Annotated in this window: 16 protein-coding genes; 7 read left to right on the top strand and 9 right to left on the bottom strand. The window is 60.4% G+C overall.

The genetic code is table 11. The features are described 5' to 3' along the window. The 9 genes from xrtA to ACY34H_RS01320 form a co-directional block, all read right to left on the bottom strand. Complete coding sequence (xrtA, locus tag ACY34H_RS01360) at positions 1–1,554, bottom strand: exosortase A (RefSeq protein ID WP_464975683.1); 1,554 nt, start codon at positions 1,552–1,554, stop codon at positions 1–3. Then, positions 1,551–2,813: a TIGR03087 family PEP-CTERM/XrtA system glycosyltransferase gene (locus ACY34H_RS01355; RefSeq protein WP_464975682.1), complete on the bottom strand. Its 1,263-nt coding sequence runs from the start codon at positions 2,811–2,813 to the stop codon at positions 1,551–1,553. The genes xrtA and ACY34H_RS01355 overlap by 4 nt, the downstream gene beginning before the upstream one ends. 3 nt (positions 2,814–2,816) lie before the next feature. After that, entirely contained in the window at positions 2,817–3,974 is a 1,158-nt protein-coding gene (locus tag ACY34H_RS01350; protein ID WP_464975681.1) for a FemAB family XrtA/PEP-CTERM system-associated protein, read from the bottom strand. Further along, positions 3,971–4,792 (bottom strand): XrtA system polysaccharide deacetylase, encoded by an 822-nt coding sequence (locus tag ACY34H_RS01345; RefSeq protein WP_464975680.1) that lies wholly within the window; start codon positions 4,790–4,792, stop codon positions 3,971–3,973. Before ACY34H_RS01345 ends, ACY34H_RS01350 begins: the two co-directional genes overlap by 4 nt. A gap of 70 nt (positions 4,793–4,862) precedes the next feature. Then, positions 4,863–5,993 (bottom strand): non-hydrolyzing UDP-N-acetylglucosamine 2-epimerase, encoded by a 1,131-nt coding sequence (gene wecB / locus ACY34H_RS01340; RefSeq protein ID WP_464975679.1) that lies wholly within the window; start codon positions 5,991–5,993, stop codon positions 4,863–4,865. A gap of 2 nt (positions 5,994–5,995) precedes the next feature. Further along, the gene (locus ACY34H_RS01335; RefSeq protein ID WP_464975678.1) at positions 5,996–7,015 is read right to left on the bottom strand and encodes an XrtA/PEP-CTERM system-associated ATPase; all 1,020 of its coding nucleotides are present in this window, start codon (positions 7,013–7,015) and stop codon (positions 5,996–5,998) included. Positions 7,016–7,030: 15 nt separating this feature from the next. Further along, positions 7,031–8,566 carry a TIGR03016 family PEP-CTERM system-associated outer membrane protein gene (locus ACY34H_RS01330; protein ID WP_464975677.1) on the bottom strand — a complete coding sequence of 512 codons (1,536 nt, stop codon included), beginning with the start codon at positions 8,564–8,566 and terminating at the stop codon, positions 7,031–7,033. Beyond that, on the bottom strand, positions 8,559–9,506 hold the full coding sequence (locus ACY34H_RS01325; protein ID WP_464975676.1) for an XrtA-associated tyrosine autokinase: 948 nt from the start codon (positions 9,504–9,506) through the stop codon (positions 8,559–8,561). The genes ACY34H_RS01330 and ACY34H_RS01325 overlap by 8 nt, the downstream gene beginning before the upstream one ends. A gap of 24 nt (positions 9,507–9,530) precedes the next feature. Continuing rightward, the gene (locus tag ACY34H_RS01320; protein WP_464975675.1) at positions 9,531–11,051 is read right to left on the bottom strand and encodes an XrtA system polysaccharide chain length determinant; all 1,521 of its coding nucleotides are present in this window, start codon (positions 11,049–11,051) and stop codon (positions 9,531–9,533) included. A 268-nt stretch (positions 11,052–11,319) separates the two neighbouring features. Here ACY34H_RS01320 and ACY34H_RS01315 point away from each other — a divergent pair, with 268 nt between their 5' ends. The 7 genes from ACY34H_RS01315 to ACY34H_RS01285 all read left to right on the top strand — a co-directional run bounded on the left by ACY34H_RS01315 (position 11,320) and on the right by ACY34H_RS01285 (position 16,625). Then, on the top strand, positions 11,320–12,105 hold the full coding sequence (locus ACY34H_RS01315) for a S1 family peptidase (protein WP_464975674.1): 786 nt from the start codon (positions 11,320–11,322) through the stop codon (positions 12,103–12,105). A 129-nt stretch (positions 12,106–12,234) separates the two neighbouring features. Continuing rightward, positions 12,235–12,873 carry an XrtA/PEP-CTERM system exopolysaccharide export protein gene (locus ACY34H_RS01310; protein ID WP_464975673.1) on the top strand — a complete coding sequence of 213 codons (639 nt, stop codon included), beginning with the start codon at positions 12,235–12,237 and terminating at the stop codon, positions 12,871–12,873. A 177-nt stretch (positions 12,874–13,050) separates the two neighbouring features. Continuing rightward, positions 13,051–13,617 (top strand): hypothetical protein, encoded by a 567-nt coding sequence (locus tag ACY34H_RS01305; RefSeq protein WP_464975672.1) that lies wholly within the window; start codon positions 13,051–13,053, stop codon positions 13,615–13,617. Continuing rightward, a complete protein-coding gene (locus tag ACY34H_RS01300; RefSeq protein WP_464975671.1) occupies positions 13,617–13,850 on the top strand; it encodes an HPr-rel-A system PqqD family peptide chaperone in 234 nt (77 codons plus the stop codon). Before ACY34H_RS01305 ends, ACY34H_RS01300 begins: the two co-directional genes overlap by 1 nt. A 7-nt stretch (positions 13,851–13,857) precedes the next feature. Continuing rightward, positions 13,858–14,760 (top strand): HprK-related kinase A, encoded by a 903-nt coding sequence (locus ACY34H_RS01295; RefSeq protein WP_464975670.1) that lies wholly within the window; start codon positions 13,858–13,860, stop codon positions 14,758–14,760. Next, positions 14,757–15,851: a nucleotidyltransferase domain-containing protein gene (locus tag ACY34H_RS01290; protein ID WP_464975669.1), complete on the top strand. Its 1,095-nt coding sequence runs from the start codon at positions 14,757–14,759 to the stop codon at positions 15,849–15,851. The genes ACY34H_RS01295 and ACY34H_RS01290 overlap by 4 nt, the downstream gene beginning before the upstream one ends. A 48-nt stretch (positions 15,852–15,899) precedes the next feature. After that, on the top strand, positions 15,900–16,625 hold the full coding sequence (locus ACY34H_RS01285; protein ID WP_464975668.1) for a GAF domain-containing protein: 726 nt from the start codon (positions 15,900–15,902) through the stop codon (positions 16,623–16,625).

Here is a 16,625-nt window from a genome sequence, read left to right as displayed (position 1 = left end):
TCACTGTCGCGCGTTGGCCGCGAGCACGGCGTCGATCGAGGCAAGATGGGTTTGCAGGAAAGCACGTAACGCTGGGCGCGCACTCGCTGGATTCTCATCGTATGGTGAGAATAGCATCAACGCAGCACCATCATCACTGCCAGTCAGAAATTTTTGTTTCGTTTGCAACAATTTCCCCGCATAGTTGCTCGTCGTGTAATGACCGCCGATGTCGTACCACTGCCAGACGACAAAGCGCCCTTCGGGCCCCATCAATGTGGTTTCCCGCATCACGATCGGCCTGCCTGCGATGGTTTCCGCCCGAATCGCGACGCCTGTCTCGTGCCAGCCACTGCGCTGCGCCGTCAGCCTGTTGGTAGAACTGATCAGCTTGCCCCCATTGCCATCACGGTAGTACTTCATCACGAAGCCCACCGGCTGATTGGCGACCTGGTAAAAGGTTCGCAAGGTGGCGCTGGCAGGCGCGAAGTCCGGTTCCCATGCAGTAAACGCCGGAGCGGCAGGCGCCTTGGCCACGAACGATGTCAGCTCGACCGGTGGCGGCGTTATATTGCCGCGCTCGATATACCAGCCGTAGGCGGGCCAGACGCCGACACACGCCGCGACGCCGAGCACTGCGGCGGCCATATGCGCCGGGGAAACCGACGGGGCTCGCGGCATTGTTCTTGCCAGCGCGGGCGCTGCCGGGGCATCCTCGCGCCAGAAGCTGCCGATCCAGAACAGCAGCAGCATCACCAGGCCGAAGAATGCCCAGCCATAGATCAGGTGGTCGACGCCGACGGCCAACGTCATGTTGCTGGTGTGGCCGATCATCACGATCATGTAGGCCCGCAGGCCATTGGCCAGCACTGGCAGCGCCAGCGCGACCATGACGAACAGGACGCGACGCCACGCCGATTGGTATGTCAGGTACGCGTACAGGCAGCCCAACGTAACTGATGAAATGAGATAGCGCAGGCCACTGCAGGCCTCGACCACCGACCAGTTGCCGCTCGGGATGCTGAAGTTATTCCCCTCGCGCAGCACGGGAATGCCGGTCAGCCGCAAGGCATCCACCGTGAAATTGGCGGTGATACCGATCAGCGGTTCGATCAATCCTTCGCCAACTGGGACGCCGAACAACAGGAACGCCAGCGGGAATGCCAGCGCGCGGGCGATCGCCTTGCCGTAGACGGCCAGCACGGTCAGCGGAATCATCAAGGCAAACGCATATTGGCGCACCACCAGCACGTCGCCCAGCACGGCCAGCATCCAGGCGGCACCGCACAGTAGCAGCGCGGCAAGCGCCGGCCAGCATGGCTGTACCGGTAGCAGTGCCAATTGCGCGCTGCGGCGCCATACCAGCCACAGGCTGATCGGCACGATCACGAAGCCGTGTGCAAAGGTTTCGGAGCGTTCCCAGATCGATACGATTGACGCCGCCGTGTCGAAATAAGCGAGCAACGGCAGCAGCACGGCAAACCCGGCGATCCACCATTGCGCCTTGGGCGGCGCATCATTCGCAGGCCTTGCCGTGGCGAGCCTGGCTTCTTCGGTAACGGTAATGGTATTCATGCCCGATTCCATGTCGGTGAAGAAAGGCTGGCCTGGCGCTGCGCAGCACCGGCAGGCTGCCGAGGAGCCTCCAGCAACGCATCGAGCGGTGCCAGCCTGGCGTCCCAGCCATACGAAGCCTCGACGCGGGCGCGGGCAGCACGGCCAAGTGCCGCCCGCAGCGCGCTGTCTGCCAGCGCGTCGACAATCGTGTCCGCCACATCGGCGGCATGTTCTGCGAGCAGCACCTCGCTGCCGGCTGCGGCGTCGATGCCTTCCAGCGCCTGCGGACTGACAACGACGGCTTTCGCCATCGACATCGCCTCCAGCACCTTGTTCTGGATGCCACGTGCCACGCGCAGCGGCGCCACAGACAACGCGGCGTGGGCGACATATGGCCGCACGTCGGGCACGGTGCCGGTGACGGACACGCCGGGCAGGCTCGCCAACGCCTGCACCTCGGGTGCAGGCCGTGCGCCGACGATCACAAAAGACGCCTGCGGGACACGATTTCTTACGAGTGGCAGCACGCCCCGCGCAAACCACTGGACCGCATCCACGTTCGGCCAGTAATCCATAGCGCCGCAGAAGACCAGGGGATTTTCTCCCGCTGCGTATGGGTTGGCATAGTCGGCATCCGGTGAAAAATAGGCGGTATCGACACCGTTGCCGAACCAGCCAATGCGGGCTGCGCTTTCCGGCGCCAGGTTGCGAAATAGTTCGGCTTCGGGCGCCGAGACAAACAATGCTGCATCGCTGTCCGCCGCGACCTTGCGTTCGTAGCGCAACAGGCGATCCGCCTCATAGCCGTACAGCAGGCTGGCCGGCCAGGATTTCTTGTCCGCGTAGGCACGCCACTTCTCGGAGTCGACATCGCAAAAGTCGACTATACGACACGCTTCGGGTACGCCATGCATGTATTGCGCCATCGGCGACGAGAACACCACAATGCGTTCGATGCCGGCATCACGCATCGTGCGGCGCACCCAGGTTCGGGTGGAGCGGTCACTGTAGTAATCGAGGGAAAGCGCACGGTTTGCCAGCAGCGCGCGCAGGCTGCGCAGCCGTGCGCGGCGAGGATTCAACGGTGCGAAATGGCTCGATGCGCACAGCTTGCGCACGTGCGTCACGAATTGCCAGTCCGCGGGGTCGTCGACGAAGGTTGCCAGATGCACCCGGTAGCGCGTGGCGAGATACCGCAGCAGGTGCCACGAGCGGATCTTGTCCCCCTTGTTCGGCGGATAGGGAATGCGATGCACCAACAACAGCAGGTCTTCCACGTGTCACCCCAAGTCCTTGACGATGTGCGGCCCAAGTGCATTCGCCAGCGGCAGCGGCAGCTTCTGCCACAGCTTGATGAACATTTGGTACTTCGGATTCAGCGGATTCACATCCGGGAGATCCTGCGCCGCGACCAGCTGGTATGCGTAGGGGAGCGGCTGGGCCACAAAGCCCCAATTCTTCTTGAAGTCGAAAGCCCCGGTACCCCGCTTGCTGCGGCCGAAATCGAAAATACGATATCCCTTCGCAGCGGCGGCCTGCATGAGGTTCCAGTACATGAAGTCGTTGCCGGCGACATCACGTGCGACCGGCATGCCGCCACCGTAATACGGCAAGACCTCGTTGCGGAAAAAGAAGCTCAGCACGGCGGCAACCAGACGCTTCTCGGTGCCCTCGCCTTGCACGATGACGCGCACTTCACAGTCGTCGCGAAACTCTTCCTTCAACAAGCGGAAATATTTCTTGGAAAATACCGGAGTCCCCAGTCGATGCACGCTGTTCGCATAGGCGGTAAAGAAGCGGTCGACGTGCTCATCAATCTCGCCCGTCAATTCCAACTTGATGCCCTTGCGGACCATTGCGCGCTGCTTGCGCGGAATGGCATTCATGTTGGTTTCGTCGTCGCCGCTGATCTCCTTGCGGAACGTCACGTACAGGTCCTTGCCCAGCCAGGCCGGATCGTCCGGATGGGCAGGCAGAAGATTGCGGTATTCGAGGTGTCCCACATTCAGTGACCGTGCCAGCCGAAGTGCTTCGGCGTCGAGGGCGGTCCGCGCCTCGCCGGTACGCGCTGCCACGCCGCCATACACGCAGAACGGCAGCGCGATCAACGAATGGCCGAACAGACGGCTCTTGATCTGGGCCAGCGGCAGTACGCCTTCAATATCGCCGTCACGCTCGGCCAGAAGGAACCAGGTGCGATGGCCAAAGGCTTCTTCGATCACGCGCTGCCAGCCAGCGCGATGAAAGAACGTGGCCTCTGGACATATCTGAATGAATGCGTCCCAGCGTAATCGGTCGGCGTCATCTGCCCCCAGCAGACGGACGGACAACGGAGCCAATTGCGCAACCGGTTCGTCCACCAATGACGTGGCAGGTTCCGCAGCGCCAGCGGCGCCAGCTTGGGCACGTTGCATGGCCTGTTCAATGATCGCGCTCATGCACGCTCCAGGAAGATGTGGTCCATGCGGCCCCACTTGAAATCACGCGTCAGCGCGCGGATCCGCCGTTCCATTCGCGTCAGATTGACATAATGCCGGAAGCGGCTCTTGGCGCCGACGCCGCCAATGCGTGGCTGACCCGGATCGATTTCCCAGGGGTGGAAATAAAAGATCGCCGGCTGCCGGTCCTTTTGATTGACCCTGCGCATCAGCCGGCGCGACAGGGCATACGGCAGCAAACGAAAATAACCGCCACCGCCGGCGGGCAAATTGCGTTCCATCATGCGCACCGTGGTGATCGGCACCTCCAGCAAGCCGCTCATTCCGTTCGGGTAAAACGCGAAGCGGGGCGCGTCGGGCATGCCGTAGTGGTCGTGCGCGATCGGGTAGATCGACGAACTGTACCGGTAACCCGCCTCCTGCAGCACGTCCAGCGCCCACAGGTTGGCGGGGCCGATTGAAAAGCTCGGCGCACGGTAGCCCAATACCGGAACGCCGCCGATGTCCTCCAGGATCGCCTTGCTGCGGACGACGTCATCCAGGAACTGTTCGCGGGTCTGGTCCGATGCGCGCAGATGTCCGTAGCCATGGCTGGCCAGTTCATGGCCACCAGAGACGATGCGCTTCACCATGCCGGGATAGCGCTCGGCGATCCAGCCGAGGGTGAAAAATGTCCCGTGAGCGCCGCCTTCTTCCAGGATTGCAAGGATGCGCTCGATGTTGGCTTCAACGCGGCATTCCCGTGATGGCCAGCTGTCGCGGGCGATATGATCGGCGAAGGCGGACACCTGAAAGTAATCCTCGACGTCGATCGTCATGGCATTGCGCAGCAATGCTACGTTTGGCGTGGGCACATGCAATGGGCGTACGGGAGCATTCATGGCGGTCCTAGCGGTTTGCCAGCCAGGCGGCCACGATTGCAACAATGCGCTCGGCGGCATGGCCATCCCAGAAATGGGGTACGCGGCCAGCCTTGCCTCCGCGTTCCAGCACATTATCGAAGGCGGCCAGAATCGCGGCCGGGTCGTTGCCGGCGATGGTATTGGTGCCTTCCTCGACCGTGATCGGGCGTTCGGTGTTGTCGCGAAGCGTGATGCATGGGGTGCCAAGCGCCGTTGTCTCTTCCTGGATACCGCCGGAATCGGTCAGAACAACCTTCGCCTCGGCCATCAGGCCCAGCATTTCCAGGTACCCCATCGGCGGCAGCAACAGAATGGATGCGCGGTCGAGCAAGGGCAGAAGGCCGAACCGTTCAATCGTCGCTCGCGTTCGTGGATGAACAGGGAAAATCACCGGCACCCGCTCGCTGATCCTGGCGGCCGTCTCCAGCAGGCGCTCCAGGATGAGCGGATCGTCGACATTCGATGGCCGGTGCAGCGTGAGTACGGCAAACCCTTTGGCAGCGAAGCCTGGACGGTTGGCGTCGGCGGCGATCTGCGCTGCTGGCACGGCCCGCGGCCGGTTCAAGCGAAGCGTATCGATCATGACATTGCCGACGAAATGGATGCGCGCATCGGCAATGCCTTCTTTTAATAAATTGGCACGGCCGCTTTCTTCTGTCGTGAACAGAAGGTCGGACAGCTGGTCGGTCAGCACGCGATTGATTTCTTCGGGCATCGTCCGGTCGAAGCTGCGCAGGCCCGCTTCAACGTGGATTACCGGGACGCCTTTCTTGGCTGCCACCAGCGCGCAGGCGATCGTGGAGTTGACGTCGCCGACCACCAGGACGGCCGATGGTGCCGTGTCGTCCATCGCTGGTTCGAACCGGCGCATCACCTCCGCGGTCTGCTGCGCGTGGCTGCCGCTACCGACTTCGAGATTGATGTCTGGATCGGGAATGTTCAGCGCCTGGAAATACTGGTGATTCATCGCGACATCGTAGTGCTGCCCCGTATGGACGAGCTTTGCTTCCACGCCCGGCAACGCATCGAACGCAGCCATGATCGGCGCCATTTTCATGAAGTTCGGGCGGGCGCCGACGACACACAGGATACGGTGGATTTTTTCGCTGTCAGTCATGTTCATTCATCCAAGCCCTGGTTCACGCCGGCCGGCGTACTTACAATGCGTTTCAGGATCGACAGAACCGAGCCCATCGACCGCTCCAGCCGTAACATGCGCTCATCCAGCACTGCCGGGTACTGGTTCGCGAACACGGCGTTTTCAGCATCGAAACCAACCGAATCCGCCAGCGGCGCTGCAGCCGCCGGTGTGGTGGAGGGAGGCTCGAATTCCTGCTGGATGTCGCGAATGACGGTATCGACGTCGGCGTCGGTAAAGGCATGCATTTCCTCCAGGAAGCCCATCAGCAACAAACGGTCGCACAAGTGGTTGGTCGTGCGCGGTATACCTCCGGTGAACTCATAAATCGCCGCATAGGCCGCCGGCGTAAACGACGGGTCGCCTTTCCAGCCTACGGTAAGCAAGCGATGTTCAATATAGGCCTGGGTCTCCAGCTCATCCATCGGACCCAGATGGTAGGTGGCGATCACGCGCTGGCGCAATTGCTGCATGGCGGGGTTGTGCAGCGTTGCGCGGAACTCCGGCTGCCCCAGCAGGAACGTCTGCAGCAGTGGCTTATCGTCAGACTGAAAGTTCGACAGCATACGCAATTCTTCCACCACACGAGGGGTCAGGTTCTGCGCTTCATCAACCACCAGCAGTGCCCGCTTACCTGCCTGATCGCAGCTGCGCAGAAAGTTCTCCAGGCGCGCCAGCAGCGTGGTCTTGCTGGCACTGTCCTCGAACGGCAGGCCGAATGCGGCCACTACACCGCGCAAGATGTCGTCTGCGTTGACGTGGGTGTTGACGATGTGCGCGGCCACGATGCGATCCGATTCGATCTGACGGAACAGGTTACGCACCAGGGTGGTCTTGCCTGCCCCCACTTCACCGGTGATCACGATGAACCCCTCGCCCTGTGCCAGACCGTACTCCAGGTAAGCCATTGCGCGCTTGTGCCCCTTGCTGCCGAAAAAGAAGTGGGGATCCGGCCGCAAGCGGAAGGGCTTGTCGCTAAGCCCGTAATAACTCTCGTACATGAAAGGTCTCGCTCGTCAGAAATTCATCGAAAGGGAGGCCGACACCGCGTTCTCCGCATAGGAGCTGTTCTGTAACGCCAGCCCCCCGGAACTGCGCCGCACTTCCAGGGTGCCATTCAGCTTTGGCTGGAAGCTGTGCGTCACGTACAACCGGAACTGCCGGTTGTTCTCGCTGAGGTTGCCGCTGAGCGATTCGCTACGGCTCGCGCTCGCGGTCAACGCGGCGCTGGTGCGGGCACTGAGCTTGTAGCCGACGTTCAGCGACAGGCCAGTCTGCTCCGTGTTGTCGTTCAGGTTTTGCTGGCCGCTCCCCAGCAGCGGACTGTCGTACTGCACCAGGGAAAGCGCTTCGCGGCGCATCGTGAACAGCGTGACCATCGTGGTGGTGCGTGCCGAACGCATGGCCACCGATGCATTGAACTGCCGCTGTAGCGTGTAGCGGTTGCTGAAGTAATTGACAGCGTTCGGCAAGGAGCGCGGCAGCCCCAAGGCCCGGATATAGGCTTCGACGAACGCGGCACGCTGTACCGGGTCGGGAAAATTTGCCAGGTACATCTGGTTCAGCATGGTCGCCGTATCGACGGTCGAAGGCAACGCAAAGTTGTTCCGGCTGGTGGACACGTCATCGCTGTAGTTGATGCTCCAGACGGTGTTGCGGCTGCGGTGGCTCGCGGCCAGGAAATAACTATTTCCATAGTAGCGACGGCCCGCCGACATGCGTACGCTGGTCCGCGTGCTCGGTTCGTAGCCAAAGCCCAGCGACCAGGACGCACCTTTCGTGCCCTCGCCCATGCCTTCGTAATCGAACTTGTCATAGCCCCCGGTCGCCGTCAGGCTGAACTGGCGGTTCAGCGAGTAGCGCAACGATGCCAGCGCCGAGCTGTTGATCGATTTCGGCGCAATGCTGTCTTCAAGATTTTCACGGTTCAGCTGCAGTCCCCAACCGAGGGTCTTGAAGGCAGTTCCGCTGTTGAGTGAGAAATCGATCACGTCCGATGTACTACGACCGAAACCGCTCAGGTCGCTGTCGACCAGGTCGTGCGCATAGCGCAGCTGGGTTGTGGCGAACCCGCCGAACTGCTGCACGATATAGGGCGACACACGGTACGAGCGCACTTCGGTACGATTGGTGTCGGAGTAGCCGCTGTTATTGACGGGGCCGAACGCCGAGACCTGAGCCTGCGTGATGCCGGCGGTCGCATCGAAAAAAAGGAAATCCCGGATCAGGTTGCCCTTTGCGGTCGCGTTCAGGTTGCTGTTGAGGCGATCGTTTCCCGTCGCCCGGCTGTCTGAGTATGCAAATGCACTCAGCCGGTAAGAGGCTGCCACCTGGAGCCGCGGTGTATCGTTCTTGATCGTCACCCCGGGCGAGACGGAAGTAATGAACTGGCTCTGCTTTTCACTGTCGTTACGCAGTTGTGGGTTGTCCGACCACGTTTCACGCACCTCGACGCTCGGACTGACCTGCCATGCCGCGCGCACTGCCGATGGCAGCACTGCAAGCATCATCGCCGAGCCCAGCACGGCGCAGCGAGTACGACCTTTAGCCATAGTGATAGTCGTACTTGCTGGACGTGTTCAGCTCGCGCGACTTGTTATAGACGAGGTTGACATTGCTGCAGCCTTCGAGTTGCTGCAGCGCCTCCTTGACTGCGTGCTGGGTGGTTTTTTCCGACTCGACGACAACCACAATCTGACCCATGTGGCTGGCCAGAACATGCGCTTCGCTCGTCAGCAACAGCGGCGGCGAATCAAAGATGACGATTCGGTCCGGATAACGGTGGGCGATTTCCAATACCAGAGACTTCATCGCCTGACTGGCCAGCAGCTCTGTCGCACGCGGATTCGAGGTGCCTGCGGGCAGAATCGACAGCGTGTTGACGTTAGTGCGAAGCATCACTTCTGACATGTCGAGATGATCGTCCAACAGGATATCCATCAACCCGCGCTGGGCCGGCAGCCCCAGCGTACGCAGCACGGAAGGACGGGCCACGTCGGCATCCACAAGCAGCACCGTGTGGTCGAGCTCCATCGCAATGCTCATCGCCAGGTTGATTGACGTAAATGTCTTGCCCTCGCCCGGCAGGGAACTGGTGATCATGATCAGGTTTCCCGGATTGGCACCAGGCTTGCGCGCCGCGAATGCGCGCTTGATCAGCGGCCGCTTGATGATACGGAAATCTTCGACCAGATTGGTGCGGCCGCCAGCTGCCGTGACAAGGCCGGCCTCGTTCATCCGGGCCAGATCCAGCTCGATCATGCGGGTTGAGCGCGCGGGCGGCTCCGTTGTCGCCGGCTCGGGATTCGACAATGCGACCGCAGGTCCCTGGAAGGGAGCCTCGACATCCGGCAGTTCGGTGACTGCGACATCCGGGCTTTCCAGCAAGGGTTCGGATGCGGACGGCGCGACCTGCGTACGCACATGGGCCAGCGGCGCTGTCGACACTACGGGTTTGCCGATACGGTTGGCGGCTTTTTCAATGATGCTCACGTTGTAACCTGTGCTTTCCCCGGCTTAGGCTTGCCGGAAAAGGGTGAAGGCCAGTACGCCGCCGTACGCTGTAATCAGCGAGGCAACCGCGGCGGCAAAGGCATACAGGCGGCGGCGGCGGCGCACCTTCTGCTGATCGGTCCAGTTCATCCCGATGCTGCCCAGGATCGGCAGGCCCGTGACCTCACGCAGATTGGTCTGGCTGAGGAAGGTTGGCCGGATCTGGCTCAGCAGCAGCGCCGTACCGAGGCCGGCAACCAGCGCGCCGAGGAAGACCAGCGTATTCAGGCGCGGCCGATTCGGCCCAGCCGGCAAGCTGGGTACCGATGGCGGGTCAACGACACGGAATGTCAGCATGTCGGTCGCCGAAGACAAGTCGCCCGACAGCTTCGCGGATTCACGGCGCTGCACCAGCTTCTCGTAGTTGTCCTTGTTCACGGCGTAGTCGCGATTCAATTGCGCCAACTGGGCTTCCACCTCCGGCGCCTGCGTGCTCAATGAGCGCATCTGCGCCAGGCGTGACGAATATTCGCCCACCCGTGCTTTCAACGAGGCGATACGTGCTTCCTCAACCGACAGCTGGACGTTCATTTGCTGCAGCATCGGGCTATAGCCGGCGCCTGGATCGATTGCGCGGACCTTTTTGGCTTCTTCCTTCTTGCGTTGCTCAAGCTGGACAATCAAGCGCTTGGCCGCCACGATATCCGGATGTTCCTCGGTGAACTGCAGACGAAGCTGGTCGAGATTCTTTTCCACTAGCGAGATGCGCTCATCGATTTCAGGATCGACGATCTCTCGTTCAGCGGTATCAGTGACCGGGGCCATGTCTTCGCCCGCCATCTGGCGCTTGATGGCGTTGCGTGCTTGTTCCGCTTCCAGCAGTTCCAGCCGGGCCTGGCTGATTTTCTCGTTCAGGTCGCCATATGCGGAAGCGTAGTCGCCCCCCTGGCGCGGCAACAGACCCATGTGGCGGATCTTGAATTCCTTCAGCGCGTTCTCACCAGTGGCCAGCTTTTCCTCGTACATCTTGATTTGATCATCGATGAACTGGATTGCCTTCTCGGACTCTTGCTTCTTGCCACCGAAGCTGCCCTCGACAAAGATCGTCAGGAGCGATTGCACCACATCCTTGCCCAGCTTCGGATTGGGATTGCTATAGGAAATCGTATAAATGTCATCGCGCTCGGTACCGATGATCTTGATTTGAGTCATCAGCTCGTCAACGATCTTTTCATGTTGCTGCGGCGTCTTGGCCGTGATGTCGAGATCGACCATGCGCAACACCCGCTCGACGTTCGGGCGGCTGATCAGTGTGCGGCGCATGAACATTACCTGCTGCTCGGTATTCGGCAACGTGGTCATGCTGGCAAGCAGTGGTTTCAAGATACTTTGTGTATCTACGTAGACACGTGCCGATGCCTGGTAGTCATTGGGCAGCTTGGACACTACAGTCCAGCCGACAACCGCAACCACCCATGTGATTGCTACCGCGTACCAGCGGTACTTGCCAAGTGCTTTGAGGAAGCTCAAAAGCAGGGTCATCATTTCTGCCATCTTGTTAACTCGCTTTCAGCTAAGCCATTCAGGATGCTGCCACCGCGTCAAACAGGACCCACTAACCTTCCTGAATATTGCTTAAATTACATCAATTGCTCTATCATACCGCAGAAACCATTGCCTGTTGATATTAATTTTTCTTTCCAACATGACATTGCCTAGAGCGTTGCTAACCGCTGACAAAACGTAAAAATAATTTCATTGTTGCAATAATTTATGTCACTGTCAGTTAATCTGACTCTGGTATCCTGAACCGATGAACGTTGTGACCCGACCTTTTCAGCTTGTATTGCTGGCATGCCTTGTCGCAGTGCTTGCGTATGCACTGCCAGCATCAGCGGCACTTAAAGATACGATCCCGTCCGTGAAGCCGTCAGTGGTCGGCGTCGGCACGTTGCTGCGTACCCGTAGCCCTGCGATCGTCTTTGTTGCGACGGGTTTTGCCGTTAGCGACGGGCTGTCCATCATCACCAATGCCCATGCATTGCCAGATCTCGATGTCGAAAAAATGGAAACGCTGGGTATCGTCATCGGCAACGGGGACAAGCTCAACTTTCGTCCCGCCAGCGTGGTGGCCATTGACCGCGAACATGACCTCGCGCACTTGCGGCTGACGGGTGCCCCGCTTCCCGCACTACGCCTGGACAGCAGCGGTAGCATCGCCGAAGGGGAGGCATTGGCTTTCACCGGATTCCCGCTCGGCATGAGCCTGGGCATGACACCTGTCACCCACCGAGCCATGCTGTCAGCCATCACGCCAATCCTGCTGCCCTCGTTGAGTTCGCGCAAGCTCGATTCCCGTGCGATCAACCAGTTGCAACGCCGCCCATTCCAGATCTTGCAGCTGGACGGTACCGCCTATCCGGGTAACAGCGGCAGTCCTGTGTACGACCCCGATAGCGGGATCGTTCACGGCGTATTGAATATGACACTCCTCAAGAATCAGAAGGAAAATGCGATCAGCCAGCCTAGCGGCATTTCGTATGCGGTCCCTGTGCGCTACGTGTTGGAATTGTTGCAGCAAAACGCTGCCGGGAAGTAAAAAAATGTATGGCCGCGCCGTCTCTCGTATAAAATAAGCAACACTAAATTTACTCAATGCAAGTTACGAGTACGCAACAATTCCAACGCAAACGCAGCTTCCTGTCGTCATGCGTTTGAACCGCTTGTAATGACCAGACTGGAGAATCCCGTGAAATACCAAACGCTGTTCAATTGGCTGGCGGCAGGCGCGGTCATGCTGGGTGTGCTGGGCGGCTGCGCCAGTTCGGGCAATACGATGGTTGATGCAGGACCAGCACCTTCTCCGGACTACCTGATCGGCCCTGGCGATAACGTCAACATCATCGTGTGGCGCAATCCTGAAGTGTCGCAAAGCGTGCCGGTTCGGCCCGACGGCAAGATCACCACTCCTCTGGTTGAAGACCTCGAAGCCAGCGGCAAGACGCCTACCGCACTTGCACGCGACATCGAAAAAGCGCTTGCCAAGTACATTCAGCAACCGGTCGTTACCGTCATCGTCACCGGCTTCACAGGTATATATGGAGAGCAGATCCGCGTGATCGGACAAGCCGCGCGGCCGCAGGCATTGCCATACCGGCGCGACATGTCATTGATGGATGTATTGATCGCTGTAGGCGGCGTGACCGAATTCGCGGCTGGTAACAAAGCCACCATCATCCGCAACGTCGAAGGCAAGCAACAACAATACCGTGTGCGCTTGAACGACCTGATCAAGGAAGGCGATATCTCGGCAAATGTGTCGATGCGCCCTGGCGACATTTTAGTGATTCCGGAAAGCTTCTTCTAAGCCGCTGCTGTCGAAAATCTTTACAAGATCTGAGCCAAATCAACTGTAATGCTTCGTTCTTTTGCTCTAAGTCATTGATTTAGCAAGTCTACAAGCGGTGGTCGGTCCTCGGGAACGGTAATTGCTTACTATTTTCGCAATACATCTAACTGTCCGACCACCCAGAAGGAAACCGACGTGGCCACCGAACAACAGCAAGACGCATCAGCTTCCGGCACGCCAGATTTGTCGTCCGAAGGCACGGCGCGGCGCCGCTTTACCCGCGCCGGGATTGCCGCCTCTGGCGTGCTCCTTACATTGCACAGCCAGCCCGGCATGGCTGTTGAAGTATGCACTACGCCCTCTGGCTCCCTGTCCGGTGGCTTGCAGAGCTTTCGCGGTCCACCGCCTACCTGCGCGGGCCGCTCGCCCGGCTACTGGAAGACCCATAGCTGGCCCCGCGGTTGCGACAAGAAGCAACTCTATACGCGCGTCTTCAGTTGCAATGGCACGAATGCTAAAACCTATGGCGCCATTACCCAATCGGGCATTCTGGACCCACAAAAATGGGATCGAAGCGGTATTGGCCGTCATCTGGTCGCTTGCTACCTGAATGTGCAGGCCGGCTTGTCGACATTCCAAACCGTACCCATGCTGCAGCGCATCTGGCTTGAATACCAGACCAAGGGCTATTACACCCCCACGGCCGGGGTGCGGTGGGATAGCGGGAAGATTGTCGAGTACTTGCAAGGCACCATGTACTGATGGCTTCGTCATGGCGTCTCGTCCCCGGCCAGGCCCTGCTGCACCGCGGCTGGGATGGGGCCTTCGTGCTGTACAACGATCTTTCAGGCGATACCCATCTTCTTGCCAACGAAACAATGGATCTGTTGCTGGCGCTGCGCGATGGCGACATGACGCCGGACGAGCTGGCGGCGCCAGAGTTGGCCGATCTGTTGGCCACGCTATGCCGGCTCGACCTGATCGAACCCTGCTGAGCCGCACATGACCACCGTTGGCAGCCTGACCCGTGCCCAGCTGGGCGAACGCCTTGCCGGGCCGGGCATTCACTTGCGAACCGGTCGCTTCACCACACTGCTACGCTCGCCCATCGGCAGCGTCGCCGATGGCATCCATCTGCTGTACGGCGACTATCCATTGTGTGATGGTTTTGCCGATTTTCACCTTGACCTGGTCCGCCCCGCCACACTGCGCCGCTGGCTGCGGCCACAAGTGACGTTGTTGTACGACGGCCGCTCAATGTTCAAGCCACTTCCTCTGGACCAGGCGTTCCCGATGTTCGAATGGGGACTGAACTGGTGTGTATCGAGCCGCGCCAACCGTTACCTGATCGTGCATGCGGCCGTCGTCGAGAAGGCCGGCCGCGCCGTCATCCTGCCGGCACCTCCCGGTTCCGGCAAGAGTACGTTGTGCGCCGCTCTAGTGGGCCGCGGCGGCTGGCGACTATTGTCCGACGAGCTCACGTTGCTGCGTCTCGACGACGGCATGCTGCATCCCCTGCCCCGGCCAATCAGCCTGAAGAACGCGTCGATCAACGTTATTCGCGATTACATACCTGGCAGCGTGATGAGCCGCGCCGTTACGGATACTGTGAAAGGCACCGTGGCGCACGTACGCGCCCCAGCCGACAGCGTGGCCCGAGCGGCTGAAGGTGCATTGCCGGCGTGGGTCGTGTTTCCCCGCTTCGAAGCCGCTGCCGCCGTCACTGCCGAACCGATGCAGCGTGCTGAAACATTCATGCAATTGGCCCAGAACTGCTTCAACTACAGCCTGCTTGGTGCCGAGGGATTCACTGCCCTTGCCGACCTCGTCGAGCGCAGCCAGGGATATCGGTTCCGCTATGGCGTACTGGACGAAGCATTGGCCTTTTTCGACAGCCTGCAATGAGACACGATCATCTCGAGTCGCTGCTGACTTCGGCGTTGCGCTCCCCCGAACAGTTGCCGGCGCTGAACAGCTCGGAATGGGACTTGCTGCTGCGCCAGGCGGGTGCCGCGAACCTGCTGGCCACGCTATCGTGCCTGCTGGAAGAGCACGGCGTCCTGGACCGCATCGTACCATCGGCACGTGAACAACTGGAATGGGCGCGGGTGCTGGCACGCCGGCACCGCCAAGGCGTTTTGTGGGAAGTGCGGCTGATCCGGCATGCACTGGCTGATCTGGGCGTGCCCCTGGTCCTGTTGAAAGGAGCGGCATATACGCTGGCCAAGCTGCCGCCGGCAAACGGCCGACTGTTTTCGGACATCGATGTGTTGGTACCGGAAGAGCGGCTTGGCGAGGTCGAAGCGGCATTGATGCTGGCCGGCTGGGCCGGAACCCACCACGACGCCTACGACCAGCGCTACTACCGCGAATGGATGCACGAGTTGCCGCCGATGCGGCATCTGCGGCGCGCGTCGATGATCGATGTGCACCACGCGATTCTACCGAAAACGGCGGCCTCGCGGCCTGACCCTGCCCTGTTGCGCGCTGCTGCCGTACCGGTATCCGACATGCCGGGCCTGCATGTGCTGGCACCGGCAGACATGGTGCTGCACAGCGCCGTTCACCTGTTCAGTGACGGTGAGTTCAACAATGGGCTGCGCGACCTGTTCGATATTCATCGGCTTCTGTGCCATTTCGGCCTCGACAGACGATTCTGGGCCGAACTATTGCCACGTGCGCGCCAGCTGGAACTCGAACGACCGTTGTTCTATGCGTTACGCTACGGGATGCTATTGCTGGACACTCCTGTCCCCGACGCGATACGTAAAGAATTGGCAGGACCATCGCCAGCGCTGCTGACAGTGATGGATGCACTGTTCCGCCGCGTGCTACTGCCGGACCATCACAGCTGCGGGGACCGTTTCAGCCCCTTGGCGCGCTTCCTGCTCTACCTGCGCGGCAACTGGCTGCGAATGCCGCCTTTGCTTCTCGCACGACATCTGTTCCATAAGGCATTTCTGTCGCCGCGCAAATCCGGGCCAGAAGCCGCCTGAACTCGCGGCCACGGCCGCTAGAATGAAAGCGCCCCCCGGGAGATACCAATGGTCAACGATCCGTTGAGCAAGATTCAACAACTGTGCCGAGATGTGCCAGCCGCGCATGACGACCTCGCCGCACACGCTGCGCTGGCAGCCGCACTGGTGGGCGCGGACATTTGCTCGGTGATGCTGGTCAGCGGCGAAGGCGAAAACGCCCGCATGAGCATCGCCGCCAGCCACGGCCCACTGACGCAGGATGCTTTTGCCACGCTCGCTGCGCGCGGCGAAGGCCTGGCTGGCCAGGTGCTGGCCAGCGGCACGCCACTGCTGGTCGATGACATTCTCGCTTCGCCCTACGCTGCACTGGCACGTCGACCGACCGCTCCCGGCCGCAGTTTGCTGGTGCTGCCAATCCGCATCGAAGGCCGCGTGGCCGGCACTCTGACTGCCAGTTGCGGTAGCAGCAAGGCGTGCTTTTGCGAGCAGGACATGACGTTATTCGAGCTTGTCGCATTGTTCATCGGCCGGGCTGTGCAGATGCGCCAACTGCGCGGGATTCTCGCTTCCCGCTTTACACAGCTGGCGCTGGCCCGCGAACTGCAGGGCGGCGCGGCCACCATTGCCTACCAAAAGCCTGATCACGTGGCTCGCCTGCTGGCGCGCTCGTTCTACCGAGAAATGGCCAGGGCGGGCTTCGATCCCAGCCAGATCGTCCAGGCCGCCTCTGAAATCATTGGCCAGCTCAACGGCAACCTGGTACGGCACAGCGCACGCGAAGGCCGAAGGTGA

The sequence above is a fragment of the Pseudoduganella sp. jia 9 genome (assembly GCF_055502615.1).
Note: the sequence above shows the minus strand (reverse complement) of the source record. Positions and strands in the feature narration are given on the sequence as shown.

Coding starts and splice junctions, on each gene's coding strand:
- xrtA (WP_464975683.1), bottom strand. CDS start 1,554: ATGAATACCATTACCGTTACCGAAGAAGCCAGGCTCGCCACGGCAAGG.
- ACY34H_RS01350 (WP_464975681.1), bottom strand. CDS start 3,974: ATGAGCGCGATCATTGAACAGGCCATGCAACGTGCCCAAGCTGGCGCC.
- ACY34H_RS01345 (WP_464975680.1), bottom strand. CDS start 4,792: ATGACGATCGACGTCGAGGATTACTTTCAGGTGTCCGCCTTCGCCGAT.
- wecB (WP_464975679.1), bottom strand. CDS start 5,993: ATGACTGACAGCGAAAAAATCCACCGTATCCTGTGTGTCGTCGGCGCC.
- ACY34H_RS01335 (WP_464975678.1), bottom strand. CDS start 7,015: ATGTACGAGAGTTATTACGGGCTTAGCGACAAGCCCTTCCGCTTGCGG.
- ACY34H_RS01330 (WP_464975677.1), bottom strand. CDS start 8,566: ATGGCTAAAGGTCGTACTCGCTGCGCCGTGCTGGGCTCGGCGATGATG.
- ACY34H_RS01320 (WP_464975675.1), bottom strand. CDS start 11,051: ATGATGACCCTGCTTTTGAGCTTCCTCAAAGCACTTGGCAAGTACCGC.
- ACY34H_RS01315 (WP_464975674.1), top strand. CDS start 11,320: ATGAACGTTGTGACCCGACCTTTTCAGCTTGTATTGCTGGCATGCCTT.
- ACY34H_RS01310 (WP_464975673.1), top strand. CDS start 12,235: ATGACCAGACTGGAGAATCCCGTGAAATACCAAACGCTGTTCAATTGG.
- ACY34H_RS01300 (WP_464975671.1), top strand. CDS start 13,617: ATGGCTTCGTCATGGCGTCTCGTCCCCGGCCAGGCCCTGCTGCACCGC.
- ACY34H_RS01295 (WP_464975670.1), top strand. CDS start 13,858: ATGACCACCGTTGGCAGCCTGACCCGTGCCCAGCTGGGCGAACGCCTT.
- ACY34H_RS01290 (WP_464975669.1), top strand. CDS start 14,757: ATGAGACACGATCATCTCGAGTCGCTGCTGACTTCGGCGTTGCGCTCC.
- ACY34H_RS01285 (WP_464975668.1), top strand. CDS start 15,900: ATGGTCAACGATCCGTTGAGCAAGATTCAACAACTGTGCCGAGATGTG.